Below are 21,654 nucleotides of genomic sequence, written 5' to 3' on the forward strand. Positions count from 1 at the left end.
TCCAATAAACATCAACAAAAAATGATGCGAAAAAAATGTGAATCATAAAAGGGAATATAAAGGCACGCCACCGTAGCTGAACGGCGGCATAGTAACACATGGCGAGAAAGGCTCACAAGCACTAATGAGCATAATGAAGGAGGCGATAGTTACTACAAAAACGATAAAATAATTAGAGATCTACAGAAAAGTCCGGGGGTTGATGGGAACACCGTTGAGATGCACCTCATAATGCAGGTGGGGGCCGGTTGAGACACCGGTGTTGCCAACCTGGGCAATGCGTTCCCCACGTTTAACCCGCTGGCCTACTTTGACCAGGTTCCTTGAGTTGTGGGCATAGAGGGTCTGATAGCCATAACCGTGGTCGATAACCACCGTGTTGCCGTAAGTCGATGAATATTCAACCCGCGCAACAATACCGTCTGCCGGAGCAACTACGGGGGTACCGGTATTGGCAGCGATATCAAGCCCTTCATGCATCACTGTGCGTCCGGTGAAGGGGGACTTACGCTTACCGAAATAGGAAGAGAGCCAACCGCGGGTCGGCCACCCCTTGGGTGTCGAACGACTGATGGATATCTGATCGTTAAGCAGGTTGCGGACATCCTGTTGTGCCTGGCGGCGCAACTCGATGTCTATCTGAAGAGCATTGATCTGTTGTTGAATTTCACTCAGCGAAGTATTTCCCTCATCCGGCTGTCCACCCATCGCCACGGGGAGCAAACGACCATTATCTCCGAGGTTGGCCAACTGCCTAATCCGTGCTTCAGACATTGCCAGGGAGGCGAGATCCTGCTGCAAACGTTCGACATCAAGGACCAGGCGCTGCAAATTCTGGCGCTGATCACTGGCTTCAATGCGTAACCGCTGTAACTCTTGAAACTCAATCCGGTGGGACCCATAGTTCCAGGCAAAAAACGAAAAAAGCACTCCACCCAGAAGCAGAGAACAAAGCGTCAACCCCAGAAAGGCTTTTCTGATTCGTAAAGACCTCACCCTGCTCCCCGAGGCGGAAACAAGGATCAACTTTAAATATCTGGATTTCGACATCCTCTTCCCTGCTATCTGTGGTTGTAGTGCCTGTTCGATCTCGAACGAATATTACAATTAACTAATATCATAAAAGCATCAGGCATTCAAGATATTTATTGCAAAGGCAAATTCATCGCAATCTGGGAACTTAACACAGTTAATGCAATCTCCCCAGACTTTTTGTGGCAATTGAGATTTATCGATCTCGGCAAACCCCAGTTTTTGAAAAAATTCAGGCTGATAAGTCAATGCAAAAACCCTCTTTATGCCAAGATCTCTGGCTTCTTGAAGGCACCTCTCAACAATTTTTCTACCGATCCCCTTGCCATGTTGTCCCGGAACCACCGCCAGCGAACGAACCTCGGCCAGATCTTCCCAACAGATGGCCAGGGCACCGACACCAAGGATCTTTCCATCCTCCTCGTAAATATAGAAATCACGAATGCTATCGTAGATTGCTGCCAGTGAGCGCCCAAGCAGTTGTCCTTCTTTAGCGTAGGTCAGCAATAACTGATGGATAATGCGCGCATCAGGAATACGAGCAGGACGGATCATCTTCAACTCCTTAGAAAAATCAGCTGGCGAGAGGACACCGTGACAGGCTGATCAGCTCGCGGGCATGAATTTGCGCCTGCTCACCGATATGGGAACCGCCAAGCATGCGGGCAATTTCCCGCTCACGTTCGGTATCATTAAGGCTTTCGACCAGAGCTGTCGTGCGGTCACCCGACGTGGTTTTACTGACCCGGTAGTGGTGATCGGCAAAAGCGGCGACCTGGGGCAGATGAGTTACGCACAAAACCTGTAAATCTCGGCCGGTACGCCGGATTTTTTCCCCAACAGCAGTGGCGGCCGCGCCACCAATACCAGCGTCGACCTCGTCGAAAATCAGGCTGATCAGGTCAGCACCCACCGGAGCACAGCGCCGCAACGCCAGCATAATCCGTGACAGTTCACCACCGGAGGCAATTTTCGATAACGGCTGAGCTTGCTCACCGGGATTGGCCGCCAGATAGAATTCTCCGCGCTCACCACCATCAGCTCCCGGTTGCGACAGCGCGCTCAAACGCAATTCGAAGCGCGCGAGGGGCATCGCCAGATCTGCTAGCTGGGCTTCAACCGCTGCGGCCAGTTTGTTTGCGGCCTGCTGACGCTGATGACTCAGGGCATTGGCAGCGACATCAAGTGCCCGTTTTTTCTCCTCACACTGGCGCTGCAGATCCTCGCGCCGTGATTCCCCGGCACTTAAGTCATTTAATTCCTGCTCGGTGCGCTGCTTAAAAGCGATCAATTCCGCCAGCGATGGAGCGTACTTACGCTTGAGCCGCGCAAGCAGGGCCAGGCGTTCTTCTACCTGTTCCTGGCGATGCGGTTCAAATTCCAGTTTTTCTCCATAGTCGCGCAGCTGCAGGGCTACATCCTCGAGGTTATAGAGACTTTCGCGCAAGCGTTCAGACAATCCCCCCAGTGACGGGTCAATTGCGCGTAGATCGTCAAGCTGATCAGCCACCGCGCCCACCTGTTCACAGGCGGACCGCTCGTTACCGTAAAGCGAGGCGTAGCCGCCGCTACTGGCCAGGGTCAACTTCTCGGCATGCTGCAACAACCGTCGTTCCTGTTCCAGCTCATCATCCTCTCCCTCTTGCAATCCGCTATCGACAAGTTCCTGCTGGACAAAAGACAGGTAGTCAATTCGCTGCCGGCGCTCGCGCAGGGCGGACTCAAAACGGGCCAGATCGCCTTCGAGACTGCTATAGTCTTTATAGATCAAACGATAGGCCGACAGCTCAGCCGCCAACCCGGCGAACTCATCGAGCAGTGCCAGGTGCATCTCGGGTCGTTGCAGGGTTTGATGTTCATGCTGACCGTAGATGTTCACCAGATCCCCTATCAGTTCGCGCAGTTGCCCTACCGGTACCAGTGCGCCATTGACAAAGGCACGATTCTTCCCTGACCGTGAGAGAATGCGGCGCACCACCAGTTCATCGTCCATCGGCAGTTCAGCGGCACTCAAACGGCGGCGCAGCGGCGCCTGCGGCGGCAGAGCGAACACTGCTTCTACCGAAGCACTCTCGGCATCGGTGCGGATGACCTCACCGCGCGCACGACCACCCAGCAACAGGTTCACCGCATCAATAATGATTGACTTGCCGGCCCCGGTTTCACCGGTCAGCACGGTAAAGCCCTGCTCAAAGGTGACATGCAGGTGATCAATAATAGCAAAATTTTTGATGATCAGATCTGTCATCATCTTTGCAAACGGTCTCCGCAGTGAAGGTTCTGCTAGCGCTCGCCCCAGCTAAGCTTGGTGCGCAGGATCTGGAAGTACTCCCGATAGGGACTGATCACCAGGCGCGCCCGGGTCTCAGAACGGCGCACCTCAACCCGATCTCCAGGCAGCAACTTATGCCCAACCTGGCCATCTGCGGTAAAAAATACCACATCATCCTGAAACTTGACTTCAATTTCGACAATCGAACGGCTCCAGATAATGATCGGGCGATTGGTCAACATGTGCGGACAGATGGGCGTGATCAACAAGCTGTTGATCTCCGGATATATAATTGGCCCGCCGGCCGCCAGGCTGTATCCGGTTGAACCGGTGGGCGTTGAAATAATCAGCCCGTCCGCCTTATAGGTACTTAAATGACGACCATCAACATAAGTCTCCATATCGATGATGCGCGCCAGGGCACCTTTATTGATGACCGCGTCATTGAGCACGGTATATTTACCGACGACCCTGCCGTCGCGATGAATCAGCGCATCGATCATCATCCGCTCGGATATTTTGTAGTCACCGGCAATTAACTTATCGAGCATATCAGGTAATTCTTCCCGGGTGATTTCCGTCAGAAAACCAAGCTGCCCGAGATTCACACCAACAATCGGAATTTGACGGTCACCAACCTGTCTGGCAACCGATATCAGGGTACCATCGCCACCCAGCACCAGAATTAAGTCAACCAGAGAGGGAATCTCATCACCGGCGCAACCTGTCAGCTGTCCAATCTGCTCTGCCAGGCCATCTTCAATCAAAACATCGATTCCAGCACAAGCAAAACGCTGGGCAGCAAACATCGCAATCTGCTCGACTTCGGGGTGGCTTTTCTTGGCATAAATACCAACTTTTTTCAGCTTCACAACATCGACTCCCGAACCTTTGGAGTTACTGTAACCTTCTGAGTTTCCAGTCATTCTTAAAGCCTCAACAAGCCTGCACAACTACCATGAATTCCGGCATCAAGTCTATCCCCTTTCCATGACCCTGCAAAGCCGTGGCGGTTGTTGTGAACAAGCGTACAGCATGCTAGAGTGAGGGCCGAAACCATACCGACAATCACGAAAGACACTATGGATCTGTTTGAGCACAGCACCGCAAAGGATCGTCTCGCTCCCCTGGCGGAACGGATGCGGCCCCAAAATCTCGAAGACTTTGTTGGTCAGGAGCACTTGCTCGGCCCAGGCAAGCTGCTGCGTCAGCTGATTGAATCTGATCAACTGACTTCGGCCATTTTCTGGGGACCACCGGGCACCGGCAAAACCACCCTCGGCCACCTGATTGCCAGGCGCACCGCCAGCCGTTTTGTTTTTTTCTCGGCAGTGATGGGAAATTTGAAAGAAGTCAGAGAGATCCTTACCGAGGCGCGCCGGCAACGCGCGTATCAAAGCCGCAAAACCCTGCTCTTTGTCGACGAGATCCACCGCTTCAACAAGGCACAGCAGGATGCTTTCTTGCCCGCGGTAGAAACCGGGGACATTATCCTCATCGGGGCGACAACCGAAAACCCCAGTTTTGAAATCAACTCAGCCCTGCTCTCCCGCTCGCGCGTCTTTGTTCTCGAGGCGCTGCCTCCTGCCGCGATTAAAGTCCTGGTTTCCAGAGCCTTGACCAGCCCCGACGGATTATCCGACTACCATCTCGATATTACCGCGCAGGCCCTCGATCTTTTAGCCGAAAAGGCCGGTGGCGATGCGCGCATCGCCCTTGGAGCGATCGAAAATGCGGCCTTGTCTGGTGTAACCAAGGTGATTGACCTGACATGTATTGTCGAAGCGCTGCAAACCCGTGCTCTGGCTTATGACAAAAGTGGGGAAGAACATTACAATGTCATCTCCGCTTTTATCAAAAGTCTGCGCGGCTCTGACCCGGATGGCGCCATCTACTGGCTGGCACGCATGCTTGACGCCGGCGAAGATCCGCTGTTTATCATCAGACGGATGGTAGTTTTCGCCTCGGAAGATATCGGCAACGCTGACCCGCGCGCCTTACAGCTGGCCATGGCGACCCAGCAGGCAGTCCACTTTATCGGTATGCCTGAGGCACGCATCTGCCTGGCCCAGGCGGTCACCTATCTGGCCGGGGCTCCCAAAAGCAACGCCAGTTACATCGCGATCGGCAAAGCCCTGGCGGAGGTACGCAAGTCAGGTGCCCTGCCGGTACCGAAACACTTGCGTAATGCACCAACCTCATTAATGAAGTCCCTCGACTATGGCAAAGACTACCAGTATGCCCATGATCATGCCGGTGCCGTGAACAATCAACAACACCTTCCCGACGACCTGGCAGACCAGCAGTACTATCAGCCAACCGACCGCGGCTATGAAAAGTTGATCGGCGAACGCCTGGAGTATCTGAGGCAACTGCGGAATACTAAAACCTGATGCTTTCGCAAACAGCATCTTAATTGGATGGCTATGCAAAAAGCGCCAAATGCAAGGCGCGCCATTGTTGAACAATGAGGCGTACTTATGTACGTCGAAGCAGTGAAACGATGGCGGCAACGCAGCAGTTGGTGAGATTTTGCGACGCCATCAAAACATAAAACGCCGCATACTCACATTCATCAACAACCCCACCCCGATCATCATGGTAACCATACTGGTGCCACCATAGGAAAACAGCGGCAGGGGCACCCCAACCACCGGCAGCAGGCCGATCACCATGGCAAGGTTCACCACAATATGCCAGAAGAACATGGCGGTAACGCCGATGGCCAAAAACAACCCAAACTGATCACTGGCGCGCCGAGCGATATAAAGGCCCCAGGCGATCAGAAAAAGGTATAGAAGCAACAACAACAGGCACCCCATAAATCCCCACTCTTCTGCAAACACCGAAAAAGCAAAATCAGTGTGGCGTTCAGGCAGAAAAGATAACTGTGACTGGGACCCCTCGAGAAACCCCTTGCCAAAAAAACCGCCACTGCCAACGGCAATTTTGGACTGGATAATGTGATAGCCGCTACCTAGAGGATCGGCCTCCGGATTGAGAAAAGTCCTGACCCGGGCACGCTGGTATTCATGCAGCCCGAACCACCCCAGGATCCCGGTTGCCAGGGCTAGAATTGCCAGCCAGAAAGCTGTTGTGCGCTGCAACCCGGCAAAAACGAGCATGGTTAACGCGATCAGGACAACCATCACGGTTGTGCCAAGATCGGGCTGTTTAAGAATCAGCAAGGTTGGTACCAGCAACCAAAAAGCCGGGCGCCACAAATCTTTGACAGCAAAACCCTGAGGCACAGCCAGCTTTGACAACAGGCGGGCAAACAGCAGAATGATCGCCACCTTGATCACTTCACTCGGCTGAACATTAATAAAACCAAGGTTAATCCAGCGGGTAGCCCCCATGGTTGCGCGACCGTGAAAGGCGACGACAACCAGCAACCCGATTCCGACAATATAGGCATGAACTGCAAGGTACTGCAGATGACGATAGTCGAACAGGCAGACCAGCACGGCGATAAACAGGCCACTACCCAGCCATATTGCCTGTTTCAGATAAATGGGGGTTCCACCAGGCGTCCAGCTGGTTGTAGCGCTGTAAAGATTCACAATCCCGACGCCGGCAAGCAGCAGCACTGTCAACAGCAAAACCCAGTCAAAATGATAGATAAGACGGCGATCGAACATGATAATAGTCCCTATTCACCCTTGTTTTGAAAATAGCGGCTGATGATCTCACGCGCGATGGGGGCGGCAACGCCGCCTCCCGACTGACCATGTTCAACCACGACCGCTACAGCAATCTCAGGATTTTCAGCAGGAGCATAGGCGACAAACAACCCATGGGAGCGTCGGCGATATGGAATATGTTCGTCACCGGTGAGCAGTTCTTCTTCTTCGTCGCTTAGGCGCCGCACCACCTGCGATGTACCGGTCTTGCCGGCGACCATGACCTCCTCAAGCTGGGCAGGGCGGCCGGTACCGCGCGGTTCGTTGACAACAGCAATCATCCCCTCCTTTACCGTTTGTAAATGGGCAGGAGAATAATCGAGTTGACGAATCAGTTCCGGCTCAAAAAGATGGGTACTGTGATTGTTCCAGTTATCGATCCGCTTCACAATTTGTGGTTTGAGAACTTTTCCACCATTTGCCAGCGCCGCCGTCATGACCGCGAGTTGCAAGGGGGTTGTCAGCACATAACCTTGGCCAATGGCAGCAATAACCGTTTCTCCAGCATACCATGATTCGTTAATCTGCAGGCGTTTCCATTCCCGTGATGGGATGGTACCGGCGCGCTCTCCAGGCAACGAAAATCCCAGGATTGAGCCAAGGCCAAACTCTTTGGCTGCTACTGCCAATTTATCAATACCAAGCTCGAGCCCAACCTGGTAAAACCAGACGTCGCAACTTTCTCTTAACGCCTTTTTCAGATCGGTTACACCATGCCCTGCACGCTTCCAGCAGCGAAAACGTGAATCCCCGACAACCAGATCACCATCGCACTGAATAACCCGGTCCGATCTGGCGATACCCTCACGCAACGCGGCCAGAGCAACAATCATTTTGAAGGTCGATGCCGGCGGGTAAAGGCCGGTGATCGCCTTGTTCTGTAGAGGGTTACGACGATTGGCCAGCAAATCACGCCACTCATCAGGGTTGATGCCCCGGGCAAACATGGCCGGGTTGTAGGTTGGCAAACTGACCATGGCCAGCACTTCACCATCATGAACATCAAGAACAACCGCCGCACCGGCACGCTCGCCAAAAGCCGCCACTGCCGCTTTCTGTAATTCCAGGTCTACCGTCAGATGGATCTTTTCCCCGGGTCGGGAGGCCTCAGCCTGCAGCATCCGCAATAATCGTCCCTGCACATCAACCTCAATCAGCTGCTGACCCTTGTTGCCCCGCAGGTTGTCATCATAGGCACGTTCCAGGCCTACTTTACCGACCAGATCTCCGCCCCGGGATTCTCCTGTACGCGTGGCCCTGAGTTCCTCCTCGGTGATTTCGCCCAGGTAGCCAATCACATGGGCAACAGCATCAGGCTCAGGATAGTCCCGCACTGGTCGCACTTCAATCAGCACACCCGGCAGATCGACGCTGTTTTCCTGCACCCGTTCGATCAGTTCACGATCGACATCCACCATCAAGGGTACCGGACGATACGCCGGCAGGCGCCGTCCTTCCTGCCAGCGCATTTCCAGTTGCCCGACACTGACATCGAGCAGACGAGACAGACGGTCAAACAACTCATCACGCTGAACAATATCCTGCCGCATCACGGAAATTTGAAAAGCCGGACGGTTATCAACCAGCAGCACGCCATGACGATCATAGACCGGGCCGCGCGGTGCTTCAGTGATCAGCATTCGGGTACGGTTGCGAACTGAGCGATCAAACAAATCTTCGTAACTGATGACCTGCAGATACCAGAGACGTAGCAGCAACAACAAAAACACCAGCACAACGGCCAGCGTGTAGAGATAAAAACGCCGTCTGACAATGGGAAGATCAATCCATTTCACCTTGAGATTCACGACAAATCTCCGCGGAAAATCCTCGTATGTTCTGAACTGCCTGAACCTTCCAGAAACTGGCGCGGAAAAATAATGATCAATATGAAAAACACAAAAAGGGTGCTTAAAGCCTGATGTGGCAAGGTGGTAATCAGCAGATAAAAAATGGTGGCGAGATCGCTGTAGGTTGTCATAATAAAAGCAACCAGCAGACCATGAACAAAGATGCCCCCTATCAGTATCAGCACCAGCAAAGCCGGACTTTCGACATTAAGTTTTTCAGCCACCAGGCGAATCAGGATAAACACCACCAGACAGGCAGCGATATGTAGTCCGATGGTCGTCCCGCTCAAACTGTCGAGGAACGCACCCAACAACATGACAGTCAGCACGGCCGGCACCGGCCTTTCGCGGACCGCAAGCAGCAGAACCAGAATCAGAATCAGATTGGGGCGCCAGCGCGCGTCAAGAAACAAAGGGAAAAAGGTGCTCTGCAGCAACAAAAAAACGCAGGCTGCCACCAGATAGAGCAGGCAGCGCTTCATCGATCATCTCCTAAAATGACGAGCACCTCTTCCAGGCGGCTGAAATCTGCCGCGGGAAAGGCCTCAATCCGCTGAAACAAGTCAAAATGATCCACCGACACGGAGATCACGCGAGCCAGGGGCAACCCCTTGGGAAAAACACCGCCCATGCCGGAGGTTACCAGCAGGTCACCAGCTTGAACCGTGGCGTCATGCTCCATATACTCAACACTCAGCCGTTCGCCATGACCACGCAAAATCCCGCGTGAGCGGGTATCCTGTATCAATGCCGCAACAGCTGATGAGGGATCGGTAATCAGCAAAACCCGCGAACTGTGGGAAGAGGTTTTTATCACCCGGCCAACGACTCCGTCGGCAGCCACTACCGCAAAGCCCTGACGCAATCCCGACCGGGTCCCTTTGTCAATCACGATGGTACGTGCCCACGGAGTGACATCCTCACCGATTACCTGGGCAGGAAGGGCTGCGCGATCAAGGTCGTCAACAAAGGCCAACAGTTTGCGCAGGCGCTGGTTCTGCAGGGTGACTTCATCGATCTGGTTGAGGCGGGCGCGCAATGCCTGATTTTCCGCTGTCAATTCCAGATTACGCTGTCGCGTGTCGATCAGCCACAGATAGTTGCGCCAGAGGCCGGCAACGCCACCCACTGCTCCGTCAATTCCCAACTGAAAAGGTGCAGCAACGGACAACACGGCCCGCTCAAAAAAGGTTGTAACTGATTTCTGGCGAATATTGTACGAATAGAGAATAAGTGTTGCGAGCAATAAGATTATCGCCAACAGATAAAAACGGTAGCGATTAAACAGATCACGCATCAGATGCCCGTCGAGGAGAAAGCTGTAACAGACGTCAAACAAACAGGGAGGATCAAAGGATCCTCCCTGCCACGGCAAAGGTTACACACTGTGCAACACAGCTTCAGGAAGAAACTGAAACCTGTCGCAGCAGATCGAGCTGGTCAAGAACGGCGCCGGAGCCAAGCACAACACATGAAAGGGGATCTTCGGCGATCAGCACCGGAAGTCCGGTTTCTTCGCGCAACAACAGATCAAGATTTTTCAGATAAGCGCCGCCACCGGCCAGAACGATCCCCTTATCGACGATATCCGCTGCCAGTTCCGGTGGGGTCCGTTCGAGGGAAATCCGCACCGCTTCAATGATCGTGCTGACCGGTTCCGACATGGCTTCACGGATCTCATCCGAATTGACTTCGAGGGTCTTGGGAATACCGCTGACCAGATCCCGGCCCTTGACTTCCATGGTCTGGGTATCATCACCGGTGGAATAAACGTTACCAATACCGATTTTGACCTGCTCCGCCGTGCGTTCGCCAATCAGCAGATTGTACTTACGCTTGATGTACTGAACAATCGCCTCGTCGAGCTTATCGCCGCCGACACGAACACTTTGCGCATGAACAATACCGGCCAGGGAGATTACCGCGACCTCTGTGGTGCCGCCACCAATATCAACGATCAGATTACCTGATGCCTCGGTGATCGGCAGACCGGCGCCTATCGCAGCAGCCATCGGCTCTTCGATAAGATACACCTCACGGGCTCCCGCAGACTCTGCCGATTCACGTACGGCACGCTTTTCTACCTGAGTAATGCCGGAAGGAACGCAGATAACAATGCGCGGACGCACCAGGTTCTTGCGATTGTGAACCTTGCGGATAAAATAGCGCAGCATCTCTTCAGCATAGTCAAAATCAGCAATAACCCCATCCTTCATCGGCCGGATGGCAACAATGCTGCCGGGCGTGCGCCCGAGCATTTCTTTAGCATCTGTACCGACGGCCAGCACTCGCCGCTGCCCGGCAGCGCCGGTCTGAACCGCAACAACAGAGGGCTCACTGACAACAATCCCCTTGCCTCGCATGAAAACCAGCGTATTGGCTGTACCCAGGTCAATAGCCAGATCGTTCGAAAACAAACCTAAAAATGAGTCAAATATGTTAATCATTTATTGTCCTGTAAGCGCCGTCGGCGTAGGAGGGATTAGCTACTGAAACTCTTTGAAAAACCTCATCACTCTAGCAAAAGAGATTTTATTAGGCAAGGGTTATGAGAGCAAAAATTTCATTGCATTCAGGTAATTTTCTGTTCTATTGTTCGGGTTTATTTTTTAGATAAACCTCAGAAATTTCACTGAAGGAGCTACATAAATAATGCTTGATATTGTCCGGTCCAAACAGAAATCCTTTCTGATCAAGATTGCCTTTGTCGTTATTATTTTGAGTTTTGTTATCGGCTACACCATGCTGACAGCGCCTACCGATCAGCGCTCTGATCGCAATCGTGACATAGCCGCCAGGGTGAATGGCGACACCATCAGCTTTGCCGCCTACCAAAGCGTCTACAGCAACCTTTACACTCTCTACCAGAGTATTTATCAGGGGGCCTTTGATGCCAATCTGGAACGTGAGTTGAATCTGCCACGCCAGGCGATGCAGCAGCTGATCGAAGAACAGCTGCTGGTGCAGATGGCCGGAGACCTCAATCTGCACGTCACCAATCAGGAGCTGGTCAACAGTATCGCAACCTACGATGCATTTCAGGTCAATGGCCAGTTCAACCGCGATCGCTATGTGGAAGTTCTCAGCTACCAGCGTATTTCGCCAGAACAATTCGAGGCGTCGCAACGCCGCGAGCTGCTGACCCAAAAGGTACGCAACCATCTTCAGCAGCAGGTTACCATCACTCAGGATGAGGTTATTGATTTCTTTCACCGTGAGAATGACACAATCAATCTGGACTATGTGTGGTTAACAGCAGCCCTGGTGGCATCGAAGGTCGAGATAAGCGACACGGCTCTTGAGGAATTTTTCAATGCCAACAAAGAAACCTTTCGCATCCCTGAACGCGTTTCCCTGCGCTATCTGCTGTTTGATCCGGCTCGCTACGAATCCGAACTGGGCACCTTCAGCGAGGATGACATGGACCGTTATTACCGCCGCAACCTTGAACTCTTTGAGGTGGAGGAACAGGTTGAAGCTGCACATATTTTGTTGCAACTTGCTCAGGACAGTGATTCCGATACGATCAACAAGCGCCGTGAACTGGCCCAAAATATCCGTCAGCAGCTGCGTGAAGGCGCTGACTTTGCGCAACTTGCGAAACTTCACTCCGACGACACGGCCAGCGCTGCTGACGGCGGAGATCTTGGCTATTTCGGTCGCGGTATGATGGTCAGCGAGTTTGAAACTGCGGCCTTTGCCCTGCGCCCAGGGCAGATCAGCGATGTGATCCAGACCCCTTTCGGTTTCCACATTATTAAAGTAACCGACTATATTGCCCCCGGCTTTAAATCTCTGGTTGATGTAACCGATACGATCAAGACGGGACTGGTTATCGAGGAGTCACGTCAGATTGCCTACGAAAAAGCCATGGATGCCTTTAACAAGAACCGGCGTACCGGCGACCTGGAAACAGCAGCCAAAGAGAATAATCTGGGTATCAAGGAAACCGGATTTTTTGCCGGCGATGATCCCATTAACGGGCTCGGCCGGGTCGAAGAGATTTCTGCTGCGGCATTTGCACTGCAGCCCGGTGAACTGGCGCGGCCCATCATGACCACCAATGGGGTTGTCCTTGTCACCTTGAAAGATCAGCAACCCAGTCGCCTGCCGGAATTGGCCGAAGTGAAGAGCGCTGTTGAAAATGCCTACCGTGAAGAGCAGGCCCAGGCCCTGGCTTTTGAGTTGGCCGAGAAGCTCCTTGATCTTGCGGGCAAACAACAGGACCTTGCCGCAGCAGCTGATCAGCTCGACTTACGGATCGACAACACCGGTGATTTCAGCCGCAGCTCCGGCTATTTTATTCCCCAGATCGGTTCTTCTCAGGAACTCGCTGATGCCGCTTCTGCACTGACTGAGACTAATCCGGTTCTCGACAAAATCTTCACCTTCAACGACCGCTATCTGGTGGCAGCCCTCAAAACTGCCAAGCGCGCTGATGTTGCTGCCCTTAACGATGTCGACATCGCTCAGCTGCGCGAACGCTTATTGCTTGAGAAAAAAGAACAAGCCGTCTCTGACACACTGGATGAACTGTATCAACAGGCCCAGATAGAGATCATAGCTCCCGAACTTATAACGGCCTTCCAGAACTAAGAGGTTTTCACCATGACTAAAGTCATCACCGCAACCAACTGTCCGAAATTAAAACTGATCAACCGCGGCAAGGTGCGCGACATTTATGATCTTGGCGAACACCTGTTGATCGTTGCTACTGATCGCATTTCAGCCTTTGATGTCATCATGGATGAAGGAATTCCACAAAAAGGCTATGTCCTCACTGCAATTTCGCGGTTCTGGTTTGATCAGATGACCGACCTGATCCCCAACCACCTGATTTCTACCAATATCGACGAATTTCCCGCGATTACCCACCAGTACCGTGATCAACTTGAAGGTCGCAGCATGCTTGCCTGCAAGGCCCAGCCCCTTCCAATCGAATGTATTGTTCGCGGTTATCTTTCAGGCAGCGGCTGGAAAGAATACAAAAAGTCCGGATCGGTTTGCAGCATCCCCCTGCCGGCCGGCCTGAAAGAAAGCGACAAGTTACCGCAAACCCTGTTTACCCCTTCAACCAAGGCTGAACTTGGTGAGCATGATGAGAACATCTCCTTTGACCAGGCCGCTGAACTGTGCGGTCGCGAGATGGCAGAAAAGGTCCGCGATATCAGTATTGCCATTTACGAACGGGCACGCACTGTGGCCGACAAAAAAGGCATCATTATTGCCGACACAAAATTTGAGTTTGGAGTACACCAAGGTGAACTGATCTGGATCGATGAGGCCTTGACCCCGGATTCCTCGCGCTTCTGGCCCAAAGACCTGTATACTCCGGGTAGCGCCCAGCCAAGCTTTGACAAGCAGTTCCTGCGCGATTATCTCGAAACTCTCGACTGGGGCAAACAGGCGCCGCCGCCCAAGCTGCCCCAGGAGATCGTCGCTAAAACCGGCGAAAAGTATCTGGAAGCCTTAAAGCGCCTGACCGGTTAAATATAACATTGTTTTTTTAACCCGGCCGCAGCCCATGTTAACCGGGCTGCGGCCGGGTTTTTTTATCCCCGACCTGAAATTTTACACTAACAACGTTTGCCATCTGTGATCATTTGTCTTATATTTCACGACAAATAGTATGGTATAAACTGACCAGCACACGAAAACCTTTTTTCCTGGGGGTTTATTTCCAGTTTCTTTTAAACCAGCAAGGTTTTGCACTCAACAGCGTCTACATCACCTCGAACCACATCAACCACTCTTGATCTGGGCGTGCTTAGCTATCTATGAAACCAAGTTTTAAATATTGGATTTTTCTGGTTGCCATCTACTTTGCTGTGATCAGTATCATGGCCGCCAGCCTGATTGGTTCCTGGGCCAGCATCAATGAATCACAACAACTGGCTCTGCAGGAAATGCTGCCCAAACTGATCCCCTTCCCGTTGCTCGGCACCATTACCATCCTTTTCATTATCGGAGCACTGATCAACCTGCTGTTTAATGATTACATCATGCCCATTCTGAAAATGGCAGAGAGTTCACGCATCATCACGACAGTCAATCCCGAGCACCGTATTGAGCTCAAAGCAGCCTCCAAAGAAATTGAATATCTTGCTAAAATCATCAACCAGTCAGCAGATGCCTATACTTCCCTGCAAAAAAATGTTGGTGCCCGGATCGCCTCAGCCCAGGCAGCTATTAACGAAGAGCGTACACGCCTTGCCGCGCTCATGTCGGAACTGCCCCATGGCGTTATCGTCTGCAACAGTGACGGACAGGTTCTGCTTTACAACCAGCAGGCGCAGGAGTTGATCAATAACAACGACTCCGGCAACAACCAGAACGCGCAGGGGCTCCTCGGTTTAGGACGATCCATCTTCGGAATTCTTGAACGTGATCAGATTGCCCACGGCCTTGAGATGCTCAATCGCTGCCATGCGACCGGACACTCCAAGCTGATCAACAATTCGATGATGACCCTGCGCAACGGTGCCTGTCTGCGCGTCAATATGGCGCCGTTTTTTCTTGAGCAGGAAGAAAAACACCTTATCTCCGGTTTTGTTCTGACCCTCGAGGACATGACCCGCCAGATAGAAGCCGACAGTCGTCGCGACGTGCTGATTCAATCGCTGATTGATGAGCAGCAAAAAGACCTTGAAGAAATTCGCAACTCGATCACCGCCATCCTCGCCAAACCTCAGCACGACCCCGAGCAACTGCGAGAATACCGAAGAATCATTGACCGGTCCTCAAGCGCACTTCAGGAAAAGGTGATCGAAGCGCGTGCCAACTATGCCCTGCACCTCCATGCATTGAGTAAAACCGAGAATGTGCTGGCTGAAAACCTGCTTGAGGTCATCAGTCACAATATTTCCGAACGCTTCGACCTGCAGATCATCAACCTCGCTCCCCAGGGCATATGGCTTGAAATTGACAGTTATTCCATGGTCCAGGCTTTCTCCCATTTAGCCGGCCAGCTCAGCAAACATTCGAGCGTAAAGGATGTTCTTCTGACCTTGACGATCAATGAAAAACAGCAGATCGAGATCGTCATCAGCTGGCCGGGGCAACATGCTGACCCGAGCCTCTTGACGAACTGGCAGCAGACACCCCTGATAGCCGATACAAACGGAAAATTACTGAGTTTTACCGATACCATTGAAAAAGCCTCGGGCACCATCGAAACCCTGCTTGACGATGAGGAACAAGCCTGTGGCATCCTGATTACCCTGCCACCGGTCGACCAGGAATGTCGCCTGGCAGTACAGAGTGAAATCGAGCATCGACCAATTTCCTATGAGTTTGACCTGTTTAATCGTGGCGAGGAATGGGAGGAACTGGGGCAGACCCCTTTGCGGAAACTAACCTATGTGGTTTTCGATACGGAAACCACCGGGCTCAATCCGACCCAGGGCGACGAAATCATTCAACTTGGTGCTATCCGTATTGTTAATGGCAATATTCTCTACCGTGAAATCATCGATCAGCTGATCGATCCACAGCGCATGGTGCCGGTGGAATCAGTCGCCATTCACGGCATCCAGCCCCACCTGCTCAAAGGGCAGCCAACCATCGACAAAGTGTTGCCACATTTTCAGAAGTTTACTGAAAACTCTGTCCTGGTTGCCCACAACGCTGCATTCGACATGCGCTTTTTGCAGATTCAGGAAGAACGCAGCGGTATCACCTTGACCAATCCGGTGCTGGACACCCTGCTCCTCTCGTCCATCGTCCACCCCAACCAGGACAACCATTCCCTGGATGATCTGGCCAAACGCTTCAACGTCACCATCGTCGGCCGTCACACCGCCCTGGGAGATTCCATCGTTACTGCTGAGGTGTTGCTCAAACTGATCCCGCTGTTAGAAGCCCACGAAATCTATACCCTGGCTGACGCCATCGCCGCATCGGCACAATCACAATATGCCAAGGTAGCGTATTAAGGCTGATCCTGAGATGTAGCGGGAATAAAGGTCTAGAAAAACCGGAAAGGATTACGCAACAACCCGCGCAACCGCTGAACCAGGCCGTGGATACGTCCCAGCTGCAGTGCCACCTGCGGTACTCGCCCAAGACCGAACAGCGCCACAAAGATGCCCCCCAACAGTACCAGCTCCCACATCCCCAAACCCAGGATCATCAGGCCTCCAGTTGCAGCGAACCGGCTCGTTGGTCGATCACTTCACCAATGTGCCAGGCCATGACTCCACGCTGCCTCAGGCGTTCAAGACACCCATCCAGCTTCGCCGGGGCGAGGGCCAAGAGCAACCCTCCGGAGGTCTGGGGATCACACAACAGATCGATCAACAACGGATCAACCGGGCGCGGCTGGTTGCAGCGCGGCAGATAAAATTTCTGATTGCGGTGCGAACCCACAGGTACCAGCCCGATTTCCGCCATCTCAAGGGCATGAGGGTAGTGCGGCAGACGCGAGGTGAAGAGCCGAAAGCCGACTCGGCTGGCTTCGGCCATTTCTGCGGCATGACCGACGAGGCCGAAACCGGTGATATCTGTCGAGGCGGAGACACCAATTTCCATCATCACTTCAGAAGCATCTTTATTGAGTGCCACCATGCCATCAATCGCGGCACCGAGGTCGACCTCATTCAGCACCTCTCCTTTTAAGGCCGTTGTCAACAAACCCGTGCCTAAGGGTTTGGTTAGCAGCAGCTGGTCCCCGACTCCGGCTCCGCAGGTGGTCACCATGCGCGCCGGATCAACCGTACCGGTGACACTTAAACCGTATTTGGGCTCATCATCTTCAATGGAATGACCACCGGCCACCACCGCCCCGGCCGTATGAACGCGCTCGGCCCCACCACACAGGATCTGAACGAGAATGCTCTGATCCAGACATCCAATCGGAAAGCAGACGACATTCATTGCCGTTAAAGGTCTGGCTCCCATGGCGTAAAGATCGGAAAGGGAGTTGGCGGCGGCAATCTGGCCGTAACGGTAGGGATCATCGACTACCGGGGTAAAAAAATCGACCGACTGCACCAGTGCCAGCGACTCACTGAGTCGATAGATTGCCGCGTCGGCAAACGGAATTTCCTGCGACAGCAATGCAGGATCTTCACTCTGGGGGAGCTGACTCAGTACCTGGGTCAGGGTCTCAGGACCTATTTTGGCCGCTCAGCCGGAACTGCGCGACAAGGAGGTCAGTCGAATACTCATCTGTCTGCTCTATTCCTTTTAAATGAACTACCCCGCTGCTAGCGACGGGGTATCAGAATACATGAATACAGGATACAGAAGAAAGCTCGCTGATTCTAAAGATTTCCTTCTATATTCTATATTCTGGCTCCTGGATAATTATAATTGCCAGGCCACCCGGTGATCATCAACCCGACGGGTTAACTTCAGACTATCAAACAACTCCAGCAAGGCCTGGGTCAGTTTACGCCCACTGCCGAGCTGGTCACGAAACTCTGCCAGCGTCAGGGTTGACTGCTGTTTGAAGTGATTTATCATTAATTTTTCCGCCTGGCGATAATATTCCGTGTGCAGGGAACTCTCCTGATTCAGGCGTACCAGCATTCCCTCCAGATACAGATAGGAAAAATAAACATCTGCATCGATATCCTCAAAACCTAACTGCAACAGGACTTCCTGATTGTTTTTAACGTCAAAGCCCGCTGAACGAAAATGAGCTTCAATGCGCGCGATAATCTGTTGCTGCTCAGGTTGCAACCGCGGCTGCCAGCCGGGAGTGGCAATCAGCTCACGGCACGGCTCCAGCAAGCCCTCATCGAACGCCCATTGCAGCAGCACCTCAAAGCCCTTGGGTGCCAGCTTGTCGGAAATCCGGGACTGCAGGGTTGCACGTGGCATACCGTGGCGCAAAGGATGTTGTGCCTGATAATGGCTGACGATTTCCGGCAGTTGCTGCTTCCAGCTGCGCAGGCGTTCACTGCTCACCCACTGTTCAGCAAGCAGGTCAACCCGCCCCTGATCGCGCAATTTCTCCAACCCGGCCAGCAGTTGATCGCGACCGGTGCCGGTCTGTTTTTCCAGTTCCTTCAGACGTGCCAGGTGCAGTTCATCGAGTTTCTGTAGCCAGAAACCCAGATCACCGGATAACAGTTCCTGTAGACGTTGGGTGACCCCTGGCCGAAAACGTTTGTGTTTCTGCGGCTCAGCGTCAATAACGACACCTCCGCCAATGGTGTGCATGGGTGAATAGGAGCGAACAATAAAGCGGTCACCACGATGCGCCAGAACCGGCTGATCGAGGGTCAGCTGCACCAGAGCCTGTTCGTCACCCTCCATCTTCTCGCGATCCAGCAGCACCACCCGGGCAACACTACGACCGGTACCCAGATGAAAGTGCACCTGATCACGAAATTTCAATGGCCACGGGACATTGGGCAACAGCTGTAGCTGGACATCGATGCGCTGAGTCGCACGAAACAATCCAGGAGTCCCCAGCACTGACCCGCGTGGCACCTGTTCGCGATTGATGCCTGCCAGGTTCAGGGCAACTCGCTGACCGGCAAACACCTTGGAAACCTGCTGATCATGCACCTGTGCTTCGCGTACCCGTGCGGCGACACCGACCGGCAGAATTTCAAGACTGTCTCCGGTTGTAATGGTACCGCTATTCAGGGTTCCGGTAACCACGGTGCCGAAACCACTGATACTGAAACAACGATCAACCGGCAAGCGCACAGCGCCGCTGTTATCGCGCGGTTCAACCCGGCGCAGTTGCTGGCGGATGGTTTCCAGCAAATCGTCCAACCCTTCTCCGGCCAGGGCCGAAACACGACAACAGGGAGCTTTTGCCAAAAAGGTTCCAGCCACCTGTTCACGAATCTCTTCTTCAACAATATCGAGCCAGTCAGGTTCCACCAGGTCACACTTGGAGATCACCAGAATACCATTCTGCAACCTGAGCAATTCCATGATCTGCAGGTGTTCACGGGTCTGTTGCATCACCCCTTCGTTCGCATCAACAACCAGCAGAACCAGATCAATTCCAGCGATACCACTGAGCATCTGGGGGATGAATTTCTCATGTCCGGGAACGTCGACAACGCCGGCCATCTGACCATGACCGAGATCGAGGCGGGCAAAACCGAGTTCGATGGAGATTCCCCGTTTTTTTTCTTCGCTCAGGCGATCGGTCTCAACCCCGGTCAGGGCTCGAATCAGCGCCGTCTTACCATGATCAACGTGGCCGGCAGTACCGATGATGTAATGTCCCTGGTGGTTCAGCACGTTTCTTTACCCGTTAATGCCGCCGCCAGTAATTGCGCCACCAGCGAATCTTCCGGGGCAAAGACCGCCCGCAGATTAACCAGCAGAGCATCATCACGAATCCGGGCAATCAGCGCCGGCGTATAGTCGCGCAAACGCGCTGCCAGGTCCGCAACACTGGCATGGTGAGGCCTGACGGCAACCGCCCAGTCGGCCAGCTCCGTCAGGGGCATCGCTCCACCACCGACGCGCGCAACATCTTCAACCAGCTTAACTTCTGCCGCCACCTGCTCTTCCAGCAAACGCTGACACAGAGCTTCACAACGGCTTTTTTGTTGTAGGCGCTCAGCAGCAAACATGGATAACACAGGAACCTCGCTAAGAGCCTGACGCGGCTGCAGATAAAGCCGTAACGTCGCTTCAAGGGCTGCCAGGGTTAACTTATCAATACGTAAGGCACGCGCCAGTGGATGTTTGGCAATCTTGCGGATGAGATCCTTGCGGCCAACGATAAGACCTGCCTGCGGACCACCCAGCAACTTGTCGCCGCTGAAGGTCACAACATCCACCCCGGAACGCACAACGTCATCAACCGTAGGCTCAACTGCCAGCCCATAAGAACTTAAATCGGTGAGCAGGCCGCTACCAAGATCTTCCATAACGATCAGCTGATGCTCACGCCCAAGCTCTACCAGTTCCGCCGATGTTACCTCACCACTAAAACCGACAATCCGGTAATTACTGGTATGAACCTTGAGCAGAATAGCCGTCTGATCAGTGATCGCCTGAATATAATCTCGTCGATGGGTACGGTTGGTACTGCCGACCTCGCGCAACATGACCCCACCGGCTTCCATCACCTCGGGAATGCGGAAGGCGCCACCAATTTCCACCAGCTCACCACGGGAGACTACCGCTTCCCGACCGCGTGCAAGAGCCGTTAATGCCAGCAACACCGCACCGGCGTTATTGTTCACCACCAAAGCAGCTTCGGCACCTGTCAAGCGACACAGCAGATTCTCAACATGACTGTAACGCTCACCGCGCTTGCCGTTGGACATGTCCATCTCGAGGGTAGAGTAGCCGCCGGCGACATCATGAATCGCCCGCAAGGCCTGGGGTGCCAAAGGTGCCCGCCCGAGGTTGGTATGCAACAGGGTACCGGTTGCATTAATGACTTTACGCAAAGAGGGCTTGAGCAGATCGCGGCAATAAGCTGCCGCTGCATTGGCAATGGCAGCAGGCTCCAGCTCTGTAGCGGCAATGGCTGATGCCCCGCCGCTAAGTAACTGACGACGCAAATAATCAATGTGCTGCTGCACGGCTTCCGTGAGGATATCAGCGGACAATTGTTCCGCCAGCGCTTGCAACACCGCCTCACGCAACACCCGATCAACCGCCGGGAGATGTCGTAACAGATTTTGTCGTTCGCTCATGCGTTCACCCTTGTAATAAACCCATCGGTGCCTGCTTGTGTGCCGCAGTGACTAACAGACAGCTATTCACTTTTTTTGCGTGCGGAGTCTAACACGACACTAATCAGATGACTAGACCAGTTGTACCTGTTGTCAGCGCAAATCGGTTTTTTCCTGTTGACAGTTCAACTCGGGGTTTGTTATAACTCGCT

The 21,654-nt window shown here is 53.2% G+C and carries 17 protein-coding genes; 4 read left to right on the top strand and 13 right to left on the bottom strand.

Annotated elements, in window-relative coordinates:
• Positions 1-180 precede the first annotated feature (180 nt).
• From AC1931_RS04295 to AC1931_RS04310, 4 genes are all read right to left on the bottom strand, one after another.
• Positions 181-1,050, bottom strand: coding sequence for a M23 family metallopeptidase (locus tag AC1931_RS04295; protein ID WP_483875989.1), 870 nt, complete (start codon positions 1,048-1,050; stop codon positions 181-183).
• A 78-nt stretch (positions 1,051-1,128) separates the two neighbouring features.
• Complete coding sequence (locus AC1931_RS04300) at positions 1,129-1,587, bottom strand: N-acetyltransferase (protein ID WP_483875990.1); 459 nt, start codon at positions 1,585-1,587, stop codon at positions 1,129-1,131.
• A 19-nt stretch (positions 1,588-1,606) separates the two neighbouring features.
• Positions 1,607-3,283 (bottom strand): DNA repair protein RecN, encoded by a 1,677-nt coding sequence (recN, locus tag AC1931_RS04305; RefSeq protein ID WP_483875991.1) that lies wholly within the window; start codon positions 3,281-3,283, stop codon positions 1,607-1,609.
• Positions 3,284-3,315: 32 nt separating this feature from the next.
• Positions 3,316-4,170, bottom strand: coding sequence for an NAD(+)/NADH kinase (locus tag AC1931_RS04310; RefSeq protein WP_483876166.1), 855 nt, complete (start codon positions 4,168-4,170; stop codon positions 3,316-3,318).
• Positions 4,171-4,386: 216 nt separating this feature from the next.
• Here AC1931_RS04310 and AC1931_RS04315 point away from each other — a divergent pair, with 216 nt between their 5' ends.
• Positions 4,387-5,697 carry a replication-associated recombination protein A gene (locus AC1931_RS04315; RefSeq protein WP_483875992.1) on the top strand — a complete coding sequence of 437 codons (1,311 nt, stop codon included), beginning with the start codon at positions 4,387-4,389 and terminating at the stop codon, positions 5,695-5,697.
• Between the two features lie 150 nt (positions 5,698-5,847).
• Here AC1931_RS04315 and rodA read toward each other — a convergent pair whose 3' ends face one another.
• From rodA to AC1931_RS04340, 5 genes are all read right to left on the bottom strand, one after another.
• The gene (gene rodA, locus AC1931_RS04320; RefSeq protein ID WP_483875993.1) at positions 5,848-6,945 is read right to left on the bottom strand and encodes a rod shape-determining protein RodA; all 1,098 of its coding nucleotides are present in this window, start codon (positions 6,943-6,945) and stop codon (positions 5,848-5,850) included.
• An 11-nt stretch (positions 6,946-6,956) separates the two neighbouring features.
• Positions 6,957-8,795: a penicillin-binding protein 2 gene (gene mrdA / locus AC1931_RS04325; RefSeq protein WP_483875994.1), complete on the bottom strand. Its 1,839-nt coding sequence runs from the start codon at positions 8,793-8,795 to the stop codon at positions 6,957-6,959.
• Positions 8,792-9,319 (bottom strand): rod shape-determining protein MreD, encoded by a 528-nt coding sequence (mreD, locus tag AC1931_RS04330; protein ID WP_483875995.1) that lies wholly within the window; start codon positions 9,317-9,319, stop codon positions 8,792-8,794. Before mreD ends, mrdA begins: the two co-directional genes overlap by 4 nt.
• A complete protein-coding gene (gene mreC / locus AC1931_RS04335) occupies positions 9,316-10,134 on the bottom strand; it encodes a rod shape-determining protein MreC (protein WP_483875996.1) in 819 nt (272 codons plus the stop codon). The genes mreD and mreC overlap by 4 nt, the downstream gene beginning before the upstream one ends.
• A gap of 103 nt (positions 10,135-10,237) precedes the next feature.
• Positions 10,238-11,284 (bottom strand): rod shape-determining protein, encoded by a 1,047-nt coding sequence (locus tag AC1931_RS04340; RefSeq protein WP_483875997.1) that lies wholly within the window; start codon positions 11,282-11,284, stop codon positions 10,238-10,240.
• 205 nt (positions 11,285-11,489) lie between these two features.
• Here AC1931_RS04340 and AC1931_RS04345 point away from each other — a divergent pair, with 205 nt between their 5' ends.
• From AC1931_RS04345 to AC1931_RS04355, 3 genes are all read left to right on the top strand, one after another.
• Positions 11,490-13,433: a SurA N-terminal domain-containing protein gene (locus tag AC1931_RS04345; RefSeq protein ID WP_483875998.1), complete on the top strand. Its 1,944-nt coding sequence runs from the start codon at positions 11,490-11,492 to the stop codon at positions 13,431-13,433.
• A 12-nt stretch (positions 13,434-13,445) separates the two neighbouring features.
• A complete protein-coding gene (locus tag AC1931_RS04350) occupies positions 13,446-14,327 on the top strand; it encodes a phosphoribosylaminoimidazolesuccinocarboxamide synthase (RefSeq protein ID WP_483875999.1) in 882 nt (293 codons plus the stop codon).
• Positions 14,328-14,614: 287 nt separating this feature from the next.
• Positions 14,615-16,771: a 3'-5' exonuclease gene (locus AC1931_RS04355; RefSeq protein ID WP_483876000.1), complete on the top strand. Its 2,157-nt coding sequence runs from the start codon at positions 14,615-14,617 to the stop codon at positions 16,769-16,771.
• A gap of 32 nt (positions 16,772-16,803) precedes the next feature.
• Here AC1931_RS04355 and AC1931_RS04360 read toward each other — a convergent pair whose 3' ends face one another.
• From AC1931_RS04360 to selA, 4 genes are all read right to left on the bottom strand, one after another.
• The gene (locus AC1931_RS04360) at positions 16,804-16,968 is read right to left on the bottom strand and encodes a twin-arginine translocase TatA/TatE family subunit (RefSeq protein WP_483876001.1); all 165 of its coding nucleotides are present in this window, start codon (positions 16,966-16,968) and stop codon (positions 16,804-16,806) included.
• Positions 16,968-18,005: a selenide, water dikinase SelD gene (gene selD / locus AC1931_RS04365; RefSeq protein ID WP_483876002.1), complete on the bottom strand. Its 1,038-nt coding sequence runs from the start codon at positions 18,003-18,005 to the stop codon at positions 16,968-16,970. The genes AC1931_RS04360 and selD overlap by 1 nt, the downstream gene beginning before the upstream one ends.
• 138 nt (positions 18,006-18,143) lie before the next feature.
• The gene (selB, locus tag AC1931_RS04370; protein ID WP_483876003.1) at positions 18,144-20,048 is read right to left on the bottom strand and encodes a selenocysteine-specific translation elongation factor; all 1,905 of its coding nucleotides are present in this window, start codon (positions 20,046-20,048) and stop codon (positions 18,144-18,146) included.
• The gene (gene selA / locus AC1931_RS04375) at positions 20,042-21,463 is read right to left on the bottom strand and encodes an L-seryl-tRNA(Sec) selenium transferase (RefSeq protein WP_483876004.1); all 1,422 of its coding nucleotides are present in this window, start codon (positions 21,461-21,463) and stop codon (positions 20,042-20,044) included. The genes selB and selA overlap by 7 nt, the downstream gene beginning before the upstream one ends.
• Between the last annotated feature and the right edge of the window lie 191 nt (positions 21,464-21,654).

The sequence above is a fragment of the Pelovirga sp. C15f genome (genome assembly GCF_057178085.1).